20 protein-coding genes are annotated in these 19,500 nt (G+C 55.2%); 4 read left to right on the top strand and 16 right to left on the bottom strand.

What is annotated here, in order from left to right; all coding sequences use genetic code 11:
- Positions 1-126: 126 nt before the first annotated feature.
- The 8 genes from bamB to ndk all read right to left on the bottom strand — a co-directional run bounded on the left by bamB (position 127) and on the right by ndk (position 8,250).
- The gene (gene bamB, locus K6K13_RS15215; RefSeq protein WP_222157748.1) at positions 127-1,308 is read right to left on the bottom strand and encodes an outer membrane protein assembly factor BamB; all 1,182 of its coding nucleotides are present in this window, start codon (positions 1,306-1,308) and stop codon (positions 127-129) included.
- Between the two features lie 10 nt (positions 1,309-1,318).
- The gene (locus K6K13_RS15220; protein WP_222157749.1) at positions 1,319-1,939 is read right to left on the bottom strand and encodes a YfgM family protein; all 621 of its coding nucleotides are present in this window, start codon (positions 1,937-1,939) and stop codon (positions 1,319-1,321) included.
- Between the two features lie 13 nt (positions 1,940-1,952).
- Positions 1,953-3,227, bottom strand: coding sequence for a histidine--tRNA ligase (gene hisS / locus K6K13_RS15225; RefSeq protein WP_222157750.1), 1,275 nt, complete (start codon positions 3,225-3,227; stop codon positions 1,953-1,955).
- A 124-nt stretch (positions 3,228-3,351) separates the two neighbouring features.
- Entirely contained in the window at positions 3,352-4,473 is a 1,122-nt protein-coding gene (gene ispG, locus K6K13_RS15230; protein WP_222157751.1) for a flavodoxin-dependent (E)-4-hydroxy-3-methylbut-2-enyl-diphosphate synthase, read from the bottom strand.
- Positions 4,474-4,513: 40 nt separating this feature from the next.
- Positions 4,514-5,479: a cytoskeleton protein RodZ gene (gene rodZ, locus K6K13_RS15235; protein ID WP_222157752.1), complete on the bottom strand. Its 966-nt coding sequence runs from the start codon at positions 5,477-5,479 to the stop codon at positions 4,514-4,516.
- Entirely contained in the window at positions 5,469-6,242 is a 774-nt protein-coding gene (pilW, locus tag K6K13_RS15240) for a type IV pilus biogenesis/stability protein PilW (RefSeq protein ID WP_222157753.1), read from the bottom strand. The genes rodZ and pilW overlap by 11 nt, the downstream gene beginning before the upstream one ends.
- 179 nt (positions 6,243-6,421) lie before the next feature.
- Entirely contained in the window at positions 6,422-7,633 is a 1,212-nt protein-coding gene (rlmN, locus tag K6K13_RS15245; protein WP_434064581.1) for a dual-specificity RNA methyltransferase RlmN, read from the bottom strand.
- A gap of 185 nt (positions 7,634-7,818) precedes the next feature.
- Positions 7,819-8,250, bottom strand: coding sequence for a nucleoside-diphosphate kinase (gene ndk / locus K6K13_RS15250; protein ID WP_222157754.1), 432 nt, complete (start codon positions 8,248-8,250; stop codon positions 7,819-7,821).
- A 380-nt stretch (positions 8,251-8,630) separates the two neighbouring features.
- Here ndk and K6K13_RS15255 point away from each other — a divergent pair, with 380 nt between their 5' ends.
- From K6K13_RS15255 to K6K13_RS15270, 4 genes are all read left to right on the top strand, one after another.
- Complete coding sequence (locus K6K13_RS15255) at positions 8,631-10,187, top strand: PTS transporter subunit EIIC (protein WP_222157755.1); 1,557 nt, start codon at positions 8,631-8,633, stop codon at positions 10,185-10,187.
- Positions 10,188-10,200: 13 nt separating this feature from the next.
- Entirely contained in the window at positions 10,201-11,580 is a 1,380-nt protein-coding gene (locus K6K13_RS15260; protein ID WP_222157756.1) for a 6-phospho-alpha-glucosidase, read from the top strand.
- Between the two features lie 86 nt (positions 11,581-11,666).
- On the top strand, positions 11,667-12,518 hold the full coding sequence (gene sseA / locus K6K13_RS15265; RefSeq protein ID WP_222157757.1) for a 3-mercaptopyruvate sulfurtransferase: 852 nt from the start codon (positions 11,667-11,669) through the stop codon (positions 12,516-12,518).
- 21 nt (positions 12,519-12,539) lie between these two features.
- Complete coding sequence (locus K6K13_RS15270; protein WP_222157758.1) at positions 12,540-13,331, top strand: MurR/RpiR family transcriptional regulator; 792 nt, start codon at positions 12,540-12,542, stop codon at positions 13,329-13,331.
- A gap of 35 nt (positions 13,332-13,366) precedes the next feature.
- Here the strand turns inward: K6K13_RS15270 and sseB are convergent, their stop codons facing one another.
- From sseB to iscU, 8 genes are all read right to left on the bottom strand, one after another.
- The gene (gene sseB, locus K6K13_RS15275) at positions 13,367-14,167 is read right to left on the bottom strand and encodes an enhanced serine sensitivity protein SseB (protein WP_222161123.1); all 801 of its coding nucleotides are present in this window, start codon (positions 14,165-14,167) and stop codon (positions 13,367-13,369) included.
- A 21-nt stretch (positions 14,168-14,188) separates the two neighbouring features.
- Positions 14,189-15,484 carry an aminopeptidase PepB gene (gene pepB / locus K6K13_RS15280; protein ID WP_222157759.1) on the bottom strand — a complete coding sequence of 432 codons (1,296 nt, stop codon included), beginning with the start codon at positions 15,482-15,484 and terminating at the stop codon, positions 14,189-14,191.
- Positions 15,485-15,600: 116 nt separating this feature from the next.
- Entirely contained in the window at positions 15,601-15,801 is a 201-nt protein-coding gene (iscX, locus tag K6K13_RS15285; protein ID WP_222157760.1) for a Fe-S cluster assembly protein IscX, read from the bottom strand.
- Between the two features lie 12 nt (positions 15,802-15,813).
- Positions 15,814-16,149: an ISC system 2Fe-2S type ferredoxin gene (gene fdx / locus K6K13_RS15290; protein ID WP_222157761.1), complete on the bottom strand. Its 336-nt coding sequence runs from the start codon at positions 16,147-16,149 to the stop codon at positions 15,814-15,816.
- A 2-nt stretch (positions 16,150-16,151) separates the two neighbouring features.
- Complete coding sequence (hscA, locus tag K6K13_RS15295; RefSeq protein ID WP_222157762.1) at positions 16,152-18,002, bottom strand: Fe-S protein assembly chaperone HscA; 1,851 nt, start codon at positions 18,000-18,002, stop codon at positions 16,152-16,154.
- 88 nt (positions 18,003-18,090) lie between these two features.
- On the bottom strand, positions 18,091-18,609 hold the full coding sequence (hscB, locus tag K6K13_RS15300) for a co-chaperone HscB (RefSeq protein ID WP_222157763.1): 519 nt from the start codon (positions 18,607-18,609) through the stop codon (positions 18,091-18,093).
- An 87-nt stretch (positions 18,610-18,696) separates the two neighbouring features.
- Positions 18,697-19,020: an iron-sulfur cluster assembly protein IscA gene (gene iscA / locus K6K13_RS15305; RefSeq protein ID WP_222157764.1), complete on the bottom strand. Its 324-nt coding sequence runs from the start codon at positions 19,018-19,020 to the stop codon at positions 18,697-18,699.
- 73 nt (positions 19,021-19,093) lie between these two features.
- Positions 19,094-19,480 (bottom strand): Fe-S cluster assembly scaffold IscU, encoded by a 387-nt coding sequence (gene iscU, locus K6K13_RS15310; protein ID WP_222157765.1) that lies wholly within the window; start codon positions 19,478-19,480, stop codon positions 19,094-19,096.
- Positions 19,481-19,500 lie beyond the last annotated feature (20 nt).

Here is a 19,500-nt window from a genome sequence, read left to right on the forward strand (position 1 = left end):
ATATTTCAATATTTTACAGCAAATCGACTCGCTGATATTAAAAAGACGAAACGGCCCCTGATACGTTCAGGAGCCGTTTCAAGGCTCACACCGCCTGCGCGATGCAGCCCAGAGACCTTCTGTGCTCTAGCGAGTAAATGCGTATACGTCGCCGTTTTTGGCCTGAATCAACAGCTTGTCGCTGGCCACCACCGGATCGCTCAGGAAACCAGAACTGTCCACTTTATGCTGAGCCACGAAACGACCATCCGCAGTATTGATCCAGTGCAAATAACCTTCGGAATCACCCACCACCAGATAGCCATTATACAGCGCCGGCCCTGTCAGGTTACGGTGCAGCAGATCGCTTTGTCGCCACAGATTCACACCGCCATTGGTGCTAAGAGCGACCACGCGATCGTTTTTATCCACAACGTAGATGCGATCGCCATCGACGACAAAATCCTGCACGCTACCCAGCTCGCGTTTCCACACGATCTGGCCGGAGCGCAGATCGAGCGCCGTCATGTTGCCGTTATAACCGAGCGCATACACCAGCTCACCGACAATCACCGGCGTTGTATCCACATCGTTCAGACGATCGATTTCGGTTGCGCCGCTCGGTTGAGAAATGCGCTGCTGCCAAATCAGCTGCCCTTGGTTGATCAGCACCGCATTCACACGACCGTTGTCACCGCCGACAATGGCAGCACCAAACGCGGTGGCAGGCGCGGATTCACCGCGTAGCGACAGCGTCGGGATATCCAGGTTCACGGTCCACTTGATGGCACCGTCACTTTCGTTCAGCGCTTGCAGCATGCCGTTGCTGGTATGCACCAGCACCACGCCATCACTCACTACCGGGCGAGATAACACTTCACCCGCCGCCGTGGATTGCCATGCGAGGGTACCGTCTGCCGCATTAAGCGCAAAGACCTCTGCACGCTCGCTACCGACATAGACGCGATCGCCAGAAACCGTCACACCGCCGGAAAGCAGCGCGGATTCACGCGAAGAGAGAAAGCCACGTTTGATAGAGAGATCGGCGCGCCACAGCTCTTTGCCGTTGGCCAAATCCATCGCCTTCACCAGACCTTTACGGTCGGCGGCAAAAACGCGATCGCCCTGCCAGGCTGGACGCAAATTGGAGTAGTGCCCGTCAAGGCCGCTCCCCACAGAACTGCTCCAAACTTTGGTTGGCGTAAATTGATTTTCAACCTTGGGCAGCGGCGACATGGTTACCACGTCCTCCTCGCCGCTGAACAGCGAACATCCGCTCAAAAAAGCCAGAGAAAGCATCCCAACCACAAGTGTTTTACGCAATTGCATGACGTTCCTCTTAGCCCGGCAGATTATTTAATTTCATACGCAGCAACGCCTGCAATGCCTGTGGCGGATTCGCCGCCACGCCTTTATCGTAAGCCGCGCGCGCTGCCGCGTTGTCGCCTTTGCTCACTAACGCATCGCCGCGTACATCCGCCACCATGGCAGCCCATCCTGCCTGTGTGATGGTATCCAGCGTTTTCAACGCGTCATCGGCCTTACCCTGCTGCACCTGAACGCGCGCTAAACGCAGTGCGGTCAATGCTTGCAGATCGACATCTTTGGTTTGTGTCAACGCCGTGCGCAATTGGGTTTCCGCCTGAGCGAACTCCCCTTTATCGGCGTGATAGCGCGCCAGTTGCAAGGAAGACAACACGCCATAGCTGTTTTTATTCTCGGCCGAGAATGTTTCCGCCGCCGAAACGCCCGCCGCATCACCTTTCGCCAATGCTTCACTGGCCTGCTGGTAAGCCAACGAGGAAGACATGGCCCCTTCAGACTGATGATTCTGCCAGTAACGCCACCCGACCAGGGCACCGATACCCAGCACAATCCCCACCACCAGCGCTTTACCGTTTTCGATCAAAAAGCGGCGCAACGCATCAACTTGCTCATTCTCAGTGGTATAGACTTCCACGGTGTCTCTCTCCTCAATCCAGTAACGTTGCCAGACGCGCGGCAACGTCCGCCTGCGCCAATGTATCCTGCTCACCGCTGCTCAGATTTTTCACCACCACCTGACCGGAAGCCACTTCGTTCTCGCCCAGCACCAGCGCAATACGAGCGCCCCATTTATCCGCGCGAGCAAACTGTTTCTTGAAATTTCCGCCGCCATAGTTGGTCATCAATTTCAGCTCAGGCAGCGCATCACGCAGTGTTTCAGCCAGTTGCATGGCTGCTGACTGCGTGCCAACGCCGGAGGAAATCAGATACACCTCAACGCCAGGCTGTGCGGTGAAATCCGGATTAACCGACTGCACTAACAGCACCAAACGCTCCAACCCCATGGCAAAACCGACAGCCGGCGTGGCATGTCCACCGAGCTGCTCCACCATGCCGTCATAACGACCGCCTGCACATACCGTGCCCTGCGAACCCAGACTGCTGGTGACCCACTCGAACACCGTGCGGTTGTAATAATCCAGGCCACGCACTAATCGCGGATTCACCGTAAATGGGATACCCGCTTGCGTTAAAAGTTCACCCAGTTGCTCAAAGTGTTGGCGAGATTCCTCATCCAGATAGTCCGTCAGCACCGGCGCGTCATTGAGAAGTGCCTGCACCTGCGCATTTTTGGAATCCAGTACGCGTAATGGGTTGGTGTACATGCGACGCAAACAATCTTCATCCAACTGATCTTTGTGTTGTTCCAGAAACGCAATCAACGCCTCGCGATAACGCGCTCTCGCTTCCAGCGAACCAATAGAGTTCAGTTCCAGCGTAACATGTTCGGCAATACCCAGTTCACGCCACCAGCGCGCACTGAGCAGGATCAGTTCGGCATCGATATCCGGTCCTTGCAGACCAAACACTTCACAGCCTAACTGATGGAATTGGCGGTAGCGCCCTTTTTGCGGACGTTCGTGGCGAAACATCGGCCCCATATACCACAGGCGCTGTTCCTGATTATAGAAAATACCGTGTTCAATACCGGCACGAACGCACCCTGCGGTCCCTTCCGGGCGCAGCGACAGGTTATCACCGTTACGATCATCGAAACTGTACATCTCTTTTTCGACTACGTCGGTCACTTCGCCAATCGCCCTCTTAAACAACGGCGTTTGCTCCATGATCGGCGTGCGGATTTCGTTGTAACCGTAACTGCGGAGTACTTTTTTCAGGCTATCTTCAATACGCTGCCATAAGGCCGTTTCGGCAGGCAGATAATCATTCATGCCGCGTATGGCTTGGATATTTTTTGCCACGTCAGTTCTCTATGCGTTGTAAAATCGTTTGTTCCATAGAACCCGATTATAGGGGGTTCAATGCGCTCTGTTCAATGTTAAAGCCACCGCCGAGTTTGACAGTCAGTGACGATGCGAGGACTGATTACTTGTCCACCACATTGATCGTGATGCGTTTGTTTTCATCCAGCATCGCGGCTTTGGCGCGAATTTTCGCTTCCAGTTGGTCAATCATGTCATCGTTGTCAAAGCGCTCTCTCTGGCGCACGCCATCTTCATAAAAGCCGCTTTTCTTGCTACCGCCAGTCACGCCCAGCGTTGAGACCAGCGCTTCGCCCGGCCCGTTGACCACACAACCAATAATGGAGACATCCATCGGCGTGATGATATCTTCCAGACGCTGTTCCAGCGCGTTGACCGTGCCGATCACATCAAATTCCTGGCGAGAGCAGGTAGGGCACGCGATGAAATTGATACCGCGCGAGCGAATACGCAGCGATTTGAGGATATCAAAACCGACTTTAACTTCTTCAACCGGATCGGCCGCCAGCGAAATACGCAGCGTGTCGCCAATGCCTTCCGACAGCAACAACCCCAGACCGATAGCCGACTTGACCGCACCACTGCGGGCGCCGCCGGCTTCCGTGATCCCCAGATGCAGCGGTTGATCGATACGCGCCGCCAGTAAGCGATAAGACTGCACCGCCAGAAACACATCCGAGGCTTTTACGCTCACCTTGAACTGATCGAAATTCAGACGATCGAGGATGTCCACGTGACGCATTGCGGATTCCAACAGTGCTTCCGGCGTGGGTTCCCCGTATTTTTCCTGAAGATCCTTTTCCAGTGAACCGCCATTGACCCCGATGCGAATCGGAATGTTTTTATCACGCGCGCAATCGACCACCGAGCGAATACGCTCCTCGTTGCCGATATTACCGGGATTGATGCGCAGGCAGTCCACGCCGTATTCCGCCACTTTCAGCGCGATACGGTAGTCAAAGTGGATATCGGCCACCAGCGGAACGTTAACCTGCTGTTTGATCAGTTTAAACGCTTCCGCCGCGTCCATGGTGGGCACGGAGACGCGAACAATATCCACACCAACGCGTTCAAGTGACTTGATCTGTCTTACCGTGGCGTCCACATCGGTGGTTCGGGTGTTAGTCATCGACTGCACAGCAATCGGTGCGCCGTCACCAACAGGCACCTTGCCGACGTAAATGCTCGTTGATTTGCGACGGACGATGGGTGCAGGGTTATGCATTACTTCTTCTCCACATTTACAGCATCACCGGCACCGGAAATTATTCCGCTGCCAGCGTCAGACGAGCAATCTGGTTGCTTCTTACAAACCGGCTCAAATCCACCGGTTTACCTTGATACTGAATTTGTACGGCTGCCGGTGCACCGATCTTCAAGCGATAAGGCGCCTGACCGCTCAGGTTTAACGCGCTGCCACTGCGCTGCACGCCGCTGTAGAGTTTTTTGCCTGCTGCATCTATCACTTCCAGCCAGCAATCGGCGTTAAAGGTCATGGCAATAGTATTGCCATTGTCACTGACAGGCGTTGCGTTCGGTGAAGCCACAGGCTCTGTCACCGCAGAAGGGGGCGTGGTAACCGGCGCTACAGGCTGATGCCCATTGCTTGCCTGCGCAGACGTCACTGGTGCACCCGCGCTGGTTGCCGCAGGCGAATTCGCTGCGGTATTAGCCTCTTCCGGCGCGGCCGGCGCAATCTGCGTCAAATCGATAGTCTGCGAACCGGTATTGGCGAGTGGCACCGCCGTTTGCCCTTCAGCCTCTTCCGTCGTGTCAGCCGCAGCGTGATCGACCATAGAGCTGATCTCTTGCTGCTGCACCTGATAATTCTGCCACCACCAGGCACCGGTTAACCCGAGCACGATAAGCACTACCAGCCAGGTAAAGGTCATCAACCAGCCGTCGCGTTTCTTACGGCTTTTTCCCAAGGCGAAGCCTTGCATTGACGCCACGTTGGCGATTCTCGGCACCACGTGTTTATCCAATGCTGGCAGCAATTCGCTTTCAGGCAAATGCACCAGCTTGGCGTAAGAGCGGATATAACCGCGCAAAAAGGTAGGTGCTAAATCGGGAGAAGTGCTGCCCTCTTCGATCTCTCGCACGGTGGTCACTTTGAGGCATAAACGTTCAGCGACAGTTTGCTGTGTCAATCCCATATGCGCACGCGCCTGACGCAGACGCTCGCCAGGAGTGGCAGGGGTGGTATTTTCTAGAGTGGCTTCAGTATTCATTAGCTAAGAACTGCTGGTACTGTTTAGAGTGTGGAAAACTTCGCGCCAGCCTGTCGCCATGATAGTTACGCTCATCATCACGGCCCGCCAACGCGGCGAAACGAATCTCTAACCATAAACTCTCAGCGCTGGCTGGAAGGCTATGGTGATAAATATCCAAAAGGTGCCTGGCTTCGTTAAAGTGTTGGGCAGTCAGTCGCTGACTCACTTCACTGAGCACCCTGTCGCCTTTTGTCGGGTCATAGTGTAGCGCCCGAACTAACAATGTGCGTGCCTCATCACATTTTCCCGCTTTGAAATGGCAGTATCCCGCGTTTTCCAAAGCCTGCGCAACTTCCCGATAATCAGGATGTTGCGCCGCAGTGCTGAACTGTTTCTGCGCAGCTACATACTGCCCTAAACTACAGAGAAACGCACCGTAATTATTCATTACGCTGGCATTTTCCGGTGCCTGACGCAATGCGGTTTGATAACGCCGTTCTGCCGCACGGTATTCGCCAATGCGCTGTTCGTACAACGCCATACCCAGTTGGGTGCGATAATCGTCCGGAGCGGCTTCAACAGCGCTCGATAAGTTGCGCCGCGCCGCGTCAAGGTCGTCGCGTTTCAGGTATGCCATACCCAATTGCAACCGCGTAGTGACCAACGCCTCGGTCGCCGACGGGCGCTGCACCTTGGCACACCCACTCAACAGTGGCACTACGATGCCGAGCGCAAATAAAACACGACGCTGTACATACGCTTGCTGAATACGAGGTGTCATCCTGACCCTCCGCTGAAAAACGGATTCCCTGTCCGCATCCCACGCAGTGTTAACGCGGCAAGCACCAGCGGGTATTCAGCCAATACACGCTAGCTACGCGGACGCCATCATATGCCGATGAAAGGTATTTGGCACCCTGATTCGATACCCAATACCATTTCACCAAGCACATTAAGTCATTAGACTGCTTTAACCTGAATTGGTTCACCCGCGCGTTTGGTGCGCAGTGTTCGCTTGGTACGATCGACCACTTCACCCGCCAGCTGACCGCATGCCGCATCAATATCATCACCGCGCGTCTTACGCACGATAGTGGTGAAACCATACTCCATCAGTACCTTGGAGAAACGATCTACCCGGCTGTTGGAGCTGCGACCATAGGGCGCGCCCGGGAACGGGTTCCAGGGAATCAGGTTAATCTTGCAAGGGGTATCTTTTAAACACTCGGCAAGCTGATGTGCATGTTCGGTGCCATCATTGATATGATCCAGCAGCACGTACTCCACCGTAACGCGCCCCTGATTGGCATTGGATTTCTCCAGATAGCGACGCACCGCGGCTAAAAAGGTCGCAATGTCATACTTTTTGTTGATTGGCATGATTTCATTGCGGATAGCATCCGTCGGCGCGTGCAGCGATATCGCCAAAGCGACATCGATCATATCACCCAATTTATCCAGCGCCGGTACCACACCAGAGGTAGAAAGCGTCACGCGGCGTTTGGATAAACCAAAACCGAAATCATCCAGCATGATCTCCATGGCGGGCACCACGTTGTTCAGATTCAGCAACGGCTCGCCCATGCCCATCATCACCACGTTGGTGATGGGGCGCTGGCCGGTGACTTTCTGAGCACCGATAATTTTCGCGGCACGCCACACCTGACCAATAATTTCCGATACGCGCAGGTTACGGTTAAATCCCTGCTGCGCGGTCGAACAAAACTTGCATTCAAGGGCGCAACCCACCTGCGACGAAACGCAGAGCGTGGCACGATCTTCTTCCGGGATGTACACGGTTTCGACGCGTTGCCCACCGACCAGAATCGCCCATTTGATGGTGCCATCCGAAGAACGCTGTTCAGCGACCACCTCCGGCGCACGGATTTCGGCTATCTGCTCAAGCTTCTGACGCAGCACCTTGTTGATGTCCGTCATGTCGGCGAAATCATCGCTACAGTAGTGATACATCCACTTCATCACCTGATCGGCGCGGAACGGCTTCTCGCCAATAGAAGCAAAAAAGGCGCGCATTTGCTGACGATTCAAATCCAACAGATTGATCTTTTCACCGTCGGTTTTCACGACAGGTTCAGCAGCATCAGTGGAGGAACAGGTGGAAGCAGACAGGGTGGTGCTTTCCGCTAAAGACGGAGATTGGGACATGCTCATAATGGTAACTCTTGGCCTCGTTATTACACGTTGTGGCGCGACAGATGACGATAATAGGGATAAGAAACGCCCCGGACAAACAGTGCGTGCTCATCCGGGGCGCGGCATTGTACAAAGTTTAAAACAGCGATGCTACCGCCGTCGCGTTTTTTTACGCTTGATACGAGAAAAACCGCCGCACCGGATTAACGCAGGCGCGGACAGATCTCTTCAGCACTGAAGAAATAAGCGATCTCACGTGCCGCAGATTCCGGGGAATCAGAGCCGTGTACCGCATTTTCGGTAAAACTGTCTGCGTAGTCAGCGCGCAGTGTACCTGCCAGCGCATTCGCCGGATTGGTCGCGCCCATGATGTCACGGTTGCGCTGAATGGCGTTTTCCCCTTCCAACACCTGCACCATGATCGGCCCTGATGTCATGAAACCCACCAGACCATCAAAAAACGGCTTGCCTTGATGCTCGGCATAAAAACCTTCCGCCTGCTCACGGGTTAATTGCACCATTTTGGCGGCCACCAGCGTGAATCCGGCGCTTTCAAAACGCGCGTAAATGGCACCGATGGCATTCTTGGCTACGGCATTGGGTTTTACGATGGAAAAGGTACGTTCTACCGTCATATTGACCTCATTATGTCACACGCTAATAACGACCGGATTAAAAGAATTATCATACCAGTCAGTGGAAGTGGCGCCGATTATAGGGTGGCAGCAGTGCCTTGCCTATCGGCTTATATAACATTTTCTTAAAAAAATCGTATCTTTTTGTCTCGTCATTGCGCACATCGCCACACGGGTGAGTAAATACCGGTGTCACGGCAATCACTGTGCGATCACACTTCCCAGAGTAATTTGTTACCTTTTGAGTAATTTGTTTTTAAAACAATAAGATAACTAGAATCACCGTAGGGTTCACTGCTAGGATTTACCCGTACGCTACACCTTCTCAGGTGATACCTGACAGACGTTACCCTTAACAATAGCCACGAAGAGGGCAAAACATGAAAAGAGCCGTCAATGCGTTGCAGAATTTCGGCAAATCGCTGTACGGTCCGGTGCTGATCCTGCCAATCGTCGGGTTGTTTATCGCGTTTGGTAATGTGTTCGGTAACGGCAACCTGGCCGAATACCTGCCTTTACTGCACCACCCCATTATTCAGAGTTTTGGTCAACTGATCGCCAAATCCGCCGTTGCCATTCTGGCCAACCTGGCGCTAGTGTTTGCCGTCGGCATTCCCATTGGCCTTGCCACGCGTGACAAAGGTTATGCCGCCCTGATCGGGTTGGTGACCTTTATCATTTTCATCAACGCAATGAACATTACGCTACAACTTCAGGGCAAACTGGTGCCTGCCGCAGAGATGCGTCCTGCCGGACAAGGCATGGTGCTGGGGGTGCAAGTGCTGGAAATGGGCGTGTTCGCCGGTATCCTCATCGGTGCCTTTGCCGGTTATCTGTTTAACCGTTATTCCAGCAAACAGTTTAACGGCGTGATGGCTATCTACTCAGGCCACTGTTTTGTCACCATTCTGGCGATCCCCAGCGCGATACTGCTCGGCTTTGTCATGAGCGCCGTCTGGCCCTATGCCCAACACGGCATTAGCGCACTGGCCTTTGCAATTAAAGGGGCAGGACCGTTTGGGGTAGCCATTTACGGCTTCCTTGAGCGTATTCTGATCCCAACCGGGTTACATCACCTTGTATATACTCCGTTCCTGTATACCGAACTCGGTGGAACCGCCGATGTGTGCGGCAAGCTGTATCAGGGTGCGCGTAATATTTATTTCGCAGAAATGGCCTGCCCCAGCGTCACACAGCTGAGCCCGACTGTCGCGTGGGATGCTCGTGGTATCAGTAAAATGTTTGGCCTGACTGCGGCGGCCCTGGCGATGTACGTCACTGCCAAGCCTGAAAAACGCATTGCCGCCAAGGCCATCCTGATTCCCGCGGCCTTTACCTCTTTTCTGCTCGGTGTCACCGAGACGCTGGAGTTCTCCTTCCTGTTCGTCGCACCGTTACTGTTTGTGGTGCACGCGGTGTTAACCGGGCTGGGAATGATGTTGTTCTCACTGCTTGGCGTACACGCCATCGGCGCTAACGGCGTGATTGATTTCCTGCTGTATAACCTGCCGCTGGGCATCGCCAAATCCAACTGGCCGATGTACATCGCGGTCGGCCTGACCATGTCGGTGATCTACTTCTTTGTGTTCCGCACCCTGATCTTGTACTTCGACATGCCGACACCTGGACGTGAAGCGGATGAAGAAGAGACGCGGCTCTACTCCAAAACCGACTATCAGAGTAAAGCGCAGGAAAAAGGCAGCAACGTCCCCGACGGTGCCACCGTCATCGCCGGACTGGGCGGCAAACCCAATATTGAGGTGGTCGACAACTGCTACACCCGATTGCGGGTGACCGTGAAAGACACCGCGCTGGTCGATGACCAGCAGTTGAAAACCACTGGTGCCAAAGCCGTTATCCGCCAGGGCAACAATGTCCAGGTGGTGTATGGGCTGCATGTAAAAACCGTTCGTGAAGCCGTAGAAAATGCGCTTTAAAAGGAGACAGACGATGACCAAACCCCCTTTCATCCTGACCATTGCCGGTGGCGGTAGCACCTATACCCCCGGTATCGTGAAAAGCCTGATGGTACGCCTGGCGGATTTTCCGCTGGCTGAAATCCGCTTGTACGACATCGACAGTCAACGTCAGGACACCATCGCACCGGTGGTCGAAAAGGTAATTCGCGATCACAGCGACAGCATCCGTTTCTGTGTCACCACCGATCCGGAAGTCGCCTTTTCCGGCGCGCATTTTGTGTTTGCACAAATGCGCGTTGGACAATACAAAATGCGCGAGCAGGATGAGAGGATCCCGCTGCGTCACGGCGTCGTCGGGCAGGAAACCTGCGGCCCCGGTGGATTGGCCTACGGCCTGCGCACCATCCTGCCGATGGTGGAACTGATCGATCTGGTTGAGCGCTTTGCACATAAAGATGCCTGGATTGTTAACTACTCCAATCCCGCGGCGATTGTTGCCGAAGGGATCCGTCGCCTGCGCCCTGATGCCCGGGTACTCAATATCTGCGATATGCCGGTGGCAGCAATGCGCAATATCGCCGCCGTACTGGGCGTAAAACGCGAAGACATTACCGTGGATTACTTCGGCCTGAATCACTTTGGCTGGTTTACCCGCGTACTGGTCGAGGGGGAAGATCGTTTGCCAGAGTTACGCGAGCACATCGCCCGTTATGGCCTGCTAACCGCCAATGCCGCAGACACCGATCCGCAGCATGCCGATCCGTCCTGGGTGAAAACCTGGCGCAATATCAAACCGGTGATGGATCACTTTCCGGAATTCGTGCCGAACCCTTATTTGCAGTATTACCTGATGCCGAACGACATCGTCGCGCATCAGGACCCCAACTACACTCGCGCCAACGAAGTGATGGACGGGCGCGAGAAGAAGCTGTTTGCCGCCGCCGCGACCTACAAACAAACCGGAATTTTGCCAGACGCGTTCCACGTTGGCGTGCACGGGGCGTTTATTGTCGACGTAGCCTGCTCACTGGCATTCGACCTGCGCCAGCGCCATCTGGTGATCGTTGAGAACAAAGGGGCAATTGCCAATCTGCCCTATGATGCGATGGTGGAGGTGCCCGCGTATATCACGGCAAACGGACCGGAACCGGTTCGCATGGGTAATGTACCGACGTTCCATCGTGCGCTGCTGGAACAGCAGTTGGCATCCGAACAGTTATTGGTGGAAGCGACGCTTGAAGGCAGCTACGAGAAAGCATTACAGGCGTTTACGCTTAATCGCACCGTGCCCACCATGCAGCATGCCAAAGCGATCCTCGATGAGATGATCGCAGCCAACCGGGAATATTGGCCGCAGTTGAAACAGGCCTACCGTGACGGTGTGGCGGTGAGTGCAGGCAAATCTGAATAGCTGCTTGTCGGAAAAGGAAAAATGGCTGACAATATTTACCACTGTTTCACTCAGGGCGGCATGCACTGCCCATGCGTGGGGTTTATATGTCAGCTTCTTCTTCCCGTTTGTTTGTTTCTGCCGACTGGCTCGTGGAGCATCTGGCTTCCGATGACATCACACTGATCGATGCGCGCATGTTACCTCCGGGTGAAACCAGCCGGGATATCCATGCTGAATACCGCGCGGGGCATCTGCCCGGTGCGGTTTTTTTTGATATTGAAACCCTGTCCGATCCCAACACCGCATTGCCCCACATGATGCCCAGCGCTGAAGCGTTCGCCAACGCAATGGGTGAATTGGGCATCAGCGATCAGAAACCGCTGGTGATTTACGATGAAGGTAACCTGTTTTCCGCCCCACGAGCCTGGTGGATGCTCACTCACTTCGGTGCTCGTCAGGTGGTGATTCTTTCCGGTGGGCTGGCAGACTGGAAAGCGCGAGGTTATCCGATTGAGCAGGGAGACGTGCATCCCACCCCAGCGCATTTTAATGCCGTGTTAACCGAAGGCGCGATCCGCTCGCGGGAACAAGTAGCGGCGATCAGTCGCGACGGCTCGGCGCAAATCGTCGATGCACGCCCTGCCCCGCGTTTTCGCGGTGAAGTGGATGAACCGCGCCCCGGTCTGCATCGCGGCCATATTCCCGGCAGCCTAAACGTACCCTGGGGCGATCTGGTGACGCAAGGTACCCTGAAACCCAGCCCTGAATTGGCGACGATTCTGCACAAAGCGGGCCTGGATTTCAGCCGCCCGATTGTTGCCAGCTGCGGTTCTGGCGTCACCGCCGTGGTGGTGATCCTGGCGCTTGCACAGTTGGGCGTATCCGATGTCACACTGTATGACGGTGCCTGGAGCGAATGGGGCAGCCGTGATGATACCCCTATCGCAGTAGGCTGATTGCCACGCAGGAGCAGCACCATGGATAGCCGGTTGACATCACTGGTTCACCACGGCAGAGATTTGACGCGCGCGGAGCACCGCGTGCTGGTGTTTATTGCCGAGCACGCATCGCTGGTCGGCAAGATAACCGTACGTGAGTTGGCGCAGCAAACCTACGTCTCGACCGCAACCATTATGCGCCTGTGTCAAAAAATGGGGTTTAGCGGCTACAGCGAGTTTATCTATCACTGCAAGCAGTTGCTCACCGATGCGCCGCGTTCATTTCCGGCAAACCCCGCATCGGTTGCCAGCGACGGCATCCCCGAAGCCTATCGCCATTTTGTCGCCAATTACGAAAAAACCTTCACCTACGTAACGCCTGCTTTGATGGACGCCTTCTGCCATATCCTGCGTCACGAGAGCCATTTTTTTCTTTACGGTGCTGGGTTCTCTCACCTGTTCACGGAGTATTTCGCCAAAAAACTGCAAATACTGGGTAAAGATGCGTTCGTCTCCGGTCTGGGGGACAGCAAAGGGATTTTTCTTAGCAATGCCCCGAAATACCGCATCTTTATCGCTATCTCGCGCAGCGGAGAAACCGAGCAGGTGATTGAAAAAGCGCAGATCGCCAGAAACATTGGCATGACCGTGTTCGCCTTCACCCGCGCGTCGTTTAATCCGTTAGCCAACGTGGCAGATTTACACTTTCGCTTGCATGATGACGCCATTCATTTTGCGGCTGAAGCAGGAGAGGTTAGTTCGTTCGAATCTAATTTAGTGTTACTGATTGATTTACTGCTGCTGCGGGCGACCACGGGTAACCCGGTGTAGATGGCATCCCCTGAGCAGGGGATGCCCGAGGTAAATTACGCTTTGCCCGTCTGTTTGAACTCGCGCAGGAAACTGCCCCACTTGTGCTCATAAAACGGCGTAGCGTGATGCAGAAAATAGTGGCTGACGCCGCCTTTTTCTTCTTTATCGACGATGCAAATATCCACTGGCTGATCGCCGACCACCGTATCGCTGGCAACCGTGCCCACCGCCTGGATAACCGCCTCCACCTCATTCAAATCAACCAGTTCCAGACCGATCAGCAGATTCGGTTCCGCGTCACCCTCCTGGATCTGCGCCACCCATGCACGACGCACCGGGCGATGCTTGGCAAGCAGTTGCGTCAGCGAATCGATCATCTGATCCGGCGACGGTTCCGGCAGGCTGAGATGCACCTCTACCGGCTCATCAACCACACGGCTATGCACAAAGCCATTGCCCTCACCCGCCAGCATGTGTTCCACCTCCTGCGGCAGGAACTCTTTGCCGTAGGGGAGTTTAGGGTTAAGAAACAACGTCTGCCCCTGCGTTAATTCAAACAGCGAGCGGGCTGGCAGCGCCAGAAAAGCGGCTTCCGTTGAGATAGCCATCTGCAAGGCTTCCAGCGACGAGAAAAACGGGATAGCGGTGCTGCCATCGGGTTTTTCCCAGTGCTGAATCTCAACCTGACTGCCAACCGGCAGCGTACTGGCGCCCTGCTCGCTCGCGTCATCGCTGTTACCGATGATATAGACGGTGGCGTCCATCAGTTCTGTGAAGAATTCAGGCCGATGGGCGGGCTCGGTCGCCGCCTTCATCAGCACCTCTTCCAGCTTGTTTTGCGGGGTAAATGTCATACGGTTGTTATCACTCACGCCTTATTCACTTTCGCTCAGCAGCAAATTGGCGAGCGTACGTACGCCCAAACCGGTCGCGCCGGTTGCCCACTGATCCACCGCCCCTTTGCGGTAGGTCGCCGAGCAGTCGATATGCAACCACCCTTTCTGATAGGACGAGACAAAATGCGACAAGAACGCCGCCGCCGTGCTGGCACCCGCACTGTGCGCCGCGCCTGCAACGTTATTCAGCTCGGCAAAGCTGGACGGCAGTTGTGAACGGTGAAATTCTTCCAACGGCAAGCGCCAAAACGGTTCGTTTTCCTGTTTTGCGCTGGTGAGCAGGCGTTCAGCAAAGGCATCATCAAAGCTGAATAGCGCGTGATAGTCGTTACCCAGTGCCGTTTTGGCCGCACCGGTCAGCGTAGCACAATCGATAATCCACTGTGGCGCTTGCGCGCTGGCATCGATCAGGCCATCCGCCAGCACCAGACGCCCTTCCGCGTCGGTGTTCATCACTTCGACGGTTTTACCGTTGCGATAGCGCAAAATGTCACCAAGACGGAATGCGTTACCGCTCACCATATTGTCGGCGCAGCACAGGTAGAGTTTTACGCGACGGGTTAGCCCTTGAGCAATCGCCAGCGCCAGCGCACCAGTGACCAATGCTGCGCCGCCCATATCGGATTTCATCGAATCCATAAAGCCACTCGGCTTCAGGCTATAGCCGCCGCTGTCAAAGGTGATGCCCTTGCCCACAAGACAAGCAAACACCGGTGCATCCGAGTTGCCCGTCGGGTTAAAATCCAGCGCCAACAGCACCGGTTGACGTTCAGAACCACGCCCTACCGTATGCAGCCCGATATAGTTTTGATCGCGCAGATCTTCACCCTTGGTGATGCGATAGTTGACCGCGTTGCCGCCCACATCATGCAGCAAATCCACCGCACGCGTTGCCAGTTGTTCTGGCCCGAGATATTCGGCAGGCAGGTTAATGGTGTCGCGGACCCAATCAACCACTTTCAGGCGCAGATCCAGCGCCTTGCGCTGTGCCTCTTCCAACGGTGCCCATTCGACGGTACGTTTACCTTTCGGGGCGCGGTAGCCTTGCCAGAACGCCCAGCTGGTTTCCAGATCCCAGCCTTCGCCCACCAGTTTGACGTGCTTGATGCCTTGCCCGTCAATTTTGCGCGCCGCGCGCTGAATAATGCCCAACGCGGCCGTTTCGGGCAGATGAATGGTGAACCCTTGTTCGTTAGCGCTCAACGACGCTTTTTCTCCCCAACGTGCATCGGCAGGCTGGGTGGAGAGTGAAATCTGCATAGCTTCGCTTGTCATATCAGCTCCGTGGATATTATTTTCAACAGCAGCCTATACCCATCATGTTTCAATTCGAATTATTCAGGGTGAGGGGGTTGAAAAAAAAGGGCCGCCCGTCAGGCAGCCCAGAATGGTCATTCCGCTTCGTCTAACCACACCAGCAGTATCGCTTCCAGGATTTTTTCGTTGGAAGCGTCCGGCGCGTCATCAAACTCATCCAGCTCGCAAATCCAGCGATGCAGGTCAGTAAAACGCACCGTTTTCGGATCTGTGTCGGGAAACGCGTCATACAGCGCTTCACCAATGGCCCGGCTGTCTGTCCATTTCAATCCCATGATCAGCTCCTGTTAATGCTCGCGGGCATGGTTAATGGTGTAACGCGGGATCTCAACCACCAGATCGTCACCCGCGACACGCGCCTGACAGCCCAGACGGCTTTCGGGCTCCAGCCCCCAGGCTTTGTCCAGCATGTCATCTTCATCTTCTGTGCTTTCCGCGAGAGAATCAAACCCTTCGCGCACGATGCAATGGCAGGTAGTACACGCGCAGGATTTCTCACAGGCGTGTTCGACTTCAATACCGTTACGCAGGGCGACGTCCAGAATCGTTTCACCCGCTTTGGCTTCCAATACCGCGCCTTCAGGACACAGATCCTGATGCGGTAAAAAAACTATCTTAGGCATGCTCACACCTCGTCCACAGAGTGTCCTGCCAGCGCCCGACGAATGGAAGCATCCATACGACGCGCAGCGAACCCCTGGGTTTGTTGATCTACTGTTTTTATTGCGGCTTCAATCAGCGCAACGTCATCGCCTGCACTCACCTGTTGCAGCGCCGACACCGCCTGAACGATAGCCGCCTGTTCTTCGGCGCTCAGCAAATCCGCATCGGCGGCCAGCGCGCTGTGCACGCTTTCCAACACTCGCGCCGCTTCGACTTTCTGCTCCGCCAACATGCGTGCCGCGACGTCACTCTGCGCATTCTGCATCGAGTCGGTGATCATCGCAGCAATTTCATCATCGCTCAGCCCATACGACGGTTTGACCTGAATCGCCGCTTCCACGCCCGTGGATTTCTCCATTGCCGTGACGCTCAGCAGGCCATCCGCATCCACCTGAAAGGTGACACGAATATGCGCGCCACCGGCGGGCAGCGGCGGGATGCCGCGCAGTGAGAATCGCGCCAGCGAACGACAATCCTGTACCAGTTCGCGTTCACCTTGCAGCACATGGATCATCATGGCGGTCTGACCGTCTTTAAACGTGGTGAACTCCTGCGCGCGCGCCACCGGAATGGTGGTGTTACGCGGAATCACCTTCTCGACCAGGCCACCCATGGTTTCCAGACCGAGCGACAGCGGGATCACATCCAGCAGCAGCATCTCGCTGTCTGGCTTGTTACCCACCAAAATATCCGCCTGAATGGCCGCGCCCAGCGCTACCACTTTATCCGGATCGATGGCGGTCAGCGGCGTGCGGCCAAAGAAATCGCCGACGCGGGTACGCACCACTGGCACACGGGTCGATCCCCCCACCATTACCACTTCCTGTACCTCATCGGCCTGAACGCCCGCATCTTTCAGTGCCCGGCGGCAGGAAAGCAGCGTGCGTTTCACCAACGGCTCGATAAGTGCATCAAACTGTTCGCGGCTCAGTTCGCCCTGCCAGGTACCAACCTGTACCGTCACTGACGGCGCGGCGCTGAGCGCAACCTTGGCATGCAAGGCCGTTTCAATCAATTCACGCTGCACGCGTGCATCAGAACGATCGTTAACACCGGCCTGCTCGCGCAGCCACTCCACCAACAGGTGGTCGAAATCGTCGCCGCCCAGTGCAGAGTCACCGCCGGTCGCCAGCACTTCAAACACCCCGCGGCTTAAACGCAGGATGGAGATATCAAAAGTGCCACCGCCCAGATCGTAGACGGCAATCACCCCTTCCTTACCCGAATCCAGCCCGTAAGCAATAGCTGCCGCCGTCGGCTCATTGAGCAAACGCAGCACATGCAATCCGGCCAAACGCGCCGCATCTTTGGTGCCTTGACGTTGAGCGTCATCGAAATAGGCAGGAACGGTGATCACTACGCCATCCGGCACACCGCCCAGCGCGGCTTCAGCCCGCGCCGCGAGCGCAGAGAGGATATCGGCAGAAACCTGAATCGGGTTTTTGTTACCCGCCGCCGTTTGCAACACGGGCAAGCCGTTGTCGCTGGACTGAAAATGGTACGGCAAATGGGGATAACGTTGCTGAATATCGGCCAGCGAACGGCCCATCAGTCGCTTGACGGAACTGACGGTGTTGGCGGGATCGTTTACCGCCTGCGCCTGTGCCGCCCAGCCGACGACAATATTTTCGGCATCATAGCGCACCACCGACGGCAGCAGTTCACGGCCTTCGGCATCTGCCAGCGGCTGTGCTTCGCCGCTGCGCACCGTTGCCACCAGCGAATTGGTGGTGCCGAGATCAATACCCACGGCAAGACGGCGCTGATGTGGTGCTGCGCTGAGGCCGGGTTCACTAATTTGTAATAGGGCCATATTGAGCTTCCATCAATTGGCTGTCAGCGCCACCGTTGCGCCGACGAAATAAAAAGACATTATTCGATTATGTGCATCACTGCGCAGATTAGCGATCCAGCAGTTGTTCTTCGAGTTGTTCCACCTGCTGTTGCAGCTTATCCAAAAAGCGGAGTTTACGCACCGTATCGGCCGCCGCCGACCACGATGCCAGCGCCAGTTCGGACTGCATCTGCGCCGTGCGCTGCCGTATCATGGCAGTTAACTGGTTGGCAAAATCGGCCAGCGCGGCTTCAGCCTCTGCCTGATGTGAAATCGCATCCAACTGCTCGCGCAGTTCCAGTTGCTCCATCAGAAAGGCCGTATCGCGCAGGGTATGTTGCTCGTTACCCAGATCAAAACCGTGCAACGATAACATATATTCTGCACGTTTCAGCGGATGTTTCAGCGACTGGTAGGCATCATTAACCGTTGCTGCCTGCTGTACCGCCAGCAGACGCTCCCGTTCGGGCTGCGTGGCAAAACGATCGGGATGGAACTGGCGTTGCAGTTCCTGATAACGAGAAAGGAGCAGGCTGCCATCCACATCGTAGTGAATCGGCAGCCCGAATAACGTAAAGTAATCCATAGTGCGCTCGGACAGTGTGGCGCTAACGGGTAGCCGCCCTGCGCCAACGCGTCACGAGCATGCTCCCGTTAACACGGGCAAAACGAATCAGACCGTAAAGCTTTCGCCGCAGCCGCATTCGCCGTTAACGTTGGGATTATTGAACTTGAATCCTTCGTTCAACCCTTCTTTGACGAAATCCAACTGCGTGCCGTCGAGATAAACCAGGCTTTTGCCATCAATGATGACCCTGACCCCTTTATCTTCAAACACCACATCGTCGTCGTTAAGGTCGTCAACAAACTCAAGCACATAAGCCATGCCAGAACAACCTGACGTCCGCACCCCCAAGCGCAGGCCAACGCCTTTGCCTCGATTTGCCATAAAAGCGCTGACACGTTGTGCTGCGCTATCGCTAAGAGAAATAGACATACAACAACCTCGGTATCGTTAGCACGCCTTCTGCCCAACGTATGCACGCCGGGCAGCACGGTTCGCCGACAGATTATTTCGCTGTGCGTTTGCTTTTGTAATCCGCGATCGCTGCTTTGATCGCATCTTCCGCCAGAATAGAACAGTGAATTTTCACCGGTGGCAGTTCCAGTTCCTCGGCGATCTGAGTGTTCTTGATAGCCTCGGCTTCGTCCAGAGACTTGCCTTTCACCCATTCAGTGATCAGCGAACTCGAAGCAATGGCAGAGCCACAACCGTAGGTTTTGAAACGCGCGTCTTCGATGATGCCGCTGTCGCTGACTTTGATCTGTAATTTCATTACGTCGCCACATGCCGGTGCACCCACCATGCCGCTACCAATCGACGGATCGGTGTTGTCAAAGGAGCCGACGTTGCGCGGATTTTCGTAATGATCGATAACTTTTTCGCTGTATGCCATGATTAACGTTCTCCGTGCTG

Origin of the sequence: Symbiopectobacterium purcellii (assembly GCF_019797845.1) — a bacterium.
Classification (GTDB): domain Bacteria; phylum Pseudomonadota; class Gammaproteobacteria; order Enterobacterales; family Enterobacteriaceae; genus Symbiopectobacterium; species Symbiopectobacterium purcellii.

Excerpts from the sequence above, each read along its gene's own strand:
- bamB (WP_222157748.1), bottom strand. The coding sequence starts at position 1,308 with ATGCAATTGCGTAAAACACTTGTGGTTGGGATGCTTTCTCTGGCTTTT.
- ispG (WP_222157751.1), bottom strand. The coding sequence starts at position 4,473 with ATGCATAACCCTGCACCCATCGTCCGTCGCAAATCAACGAGCATTTAC.
- rodZ (WP_222157752.1), bottom strand. The coding sequence starts at position 5,479 with ATGAATACTGAAGCCACTCTAGAAAATACCACCCCTGCCACTCCTGGC.
- pilW (WP_222157753.1), bottom strand. The coding sequence starts at position 6,242 with ATGACACCTCGTATTCAGCAAGCGTATGTACAGCGTCGTGTTTTATTT.
- rlmN (WP_434064581.1), bottom strand. The coding sequence starts at position 7,633 with ATGAGCATGTCCCAATCTCCGTCTTTAGCGGAAAGCACCACCCTGTCT.
- ndk (WP_222157754.1), bottom strand. The coding sequence starts at position 8,250 with ATGACGGTAGAACGTACCTTTTCCATCGTAAAACCCAATGCCGTAGCC.
- K6K13_RS15255 (WP_222157755.1), top strand. The coding sequence starts at position 8,631 with ATGAAAAGAGCCGTCAATGCGTTGCAGAATTTCGGCAAATCGCTGTAC.
- K6K13_RS15260 (WP_222157756.1), top strand. The coding sequence starts at position 10,201 with ATGACCAAACCCCCTTTCATCCTGACCATTGCCGGTGGCGGTAGCACC.
- sseA (WP_222157757.1), top strand. The coding sequence starts at position 11,667 with ATGTCAGCTTCTTCTTCCCGTTTGTTTGTTTCTGCCGACTGGCTCGTG.
- K6K13_RS15270 (WP_222157758.1), top strand. The coding sequence starts at position 12,540 with ATGGATAGCCGGTTGACATCACTGGTTCACCACGGCAGAGATTTGACG.
- sseB (WP_222161123.1), bottom strand. The coding sequence starts at position 14,167 with ATGACATTTACCCCGCAAAACAAGCTGGAAGAGGTGCTGATGAAGGCG.
- pepB (WP_222157759.1), bottom strand. The coding sequence starts at position 15,484 with ATGACAAGCGAAGCTATGCAGATTTCACTCTCCACCCAGCCTGCCGAT.
- iscX (WP_222157760.1), bottom strand. The coding sequence starts at position 15,801 with ATGGGATTGAAATGGACAGACAGCCGGGCCATTGGTGAAGCGCTGTAT.
- fdx (WP_222157761.1), bottom strand. The coding sequence starts at position 16,149 with ATGCCTAAGATAGTTTTTTTACCGCATCAGGATCTGTGTCCTGAAGGC.
- hscA (WP_222157762.1), bottom strand. The coding sequence starts at position 18,002 with ATGGCCCTATTACAAATTAGTGAACCCGGCCTCAGCGCAGCACCACAT.
- hscB (WP_222157763.1), bottom strand. The coding sequence starts at position 18,609 with ATGGATTACTTTACGTTATTCGGGCTGCCGATTCACTACGATGTGGAT.
- iscA (WP_222157764.1), bottom strand. The coding sequence starts at position 19,020 with ATGTCTATTTCTCTTAGCGATAGCGCAGCACAACGTGTCAGCGCTTTT.
- iscU (WP_222157765.1), bottom strand. The coding sequence starts at position 19,480 with ATGGCATACAGCGAAAAAGTTATCGATCATTACGAAAATCCGCGCAAC.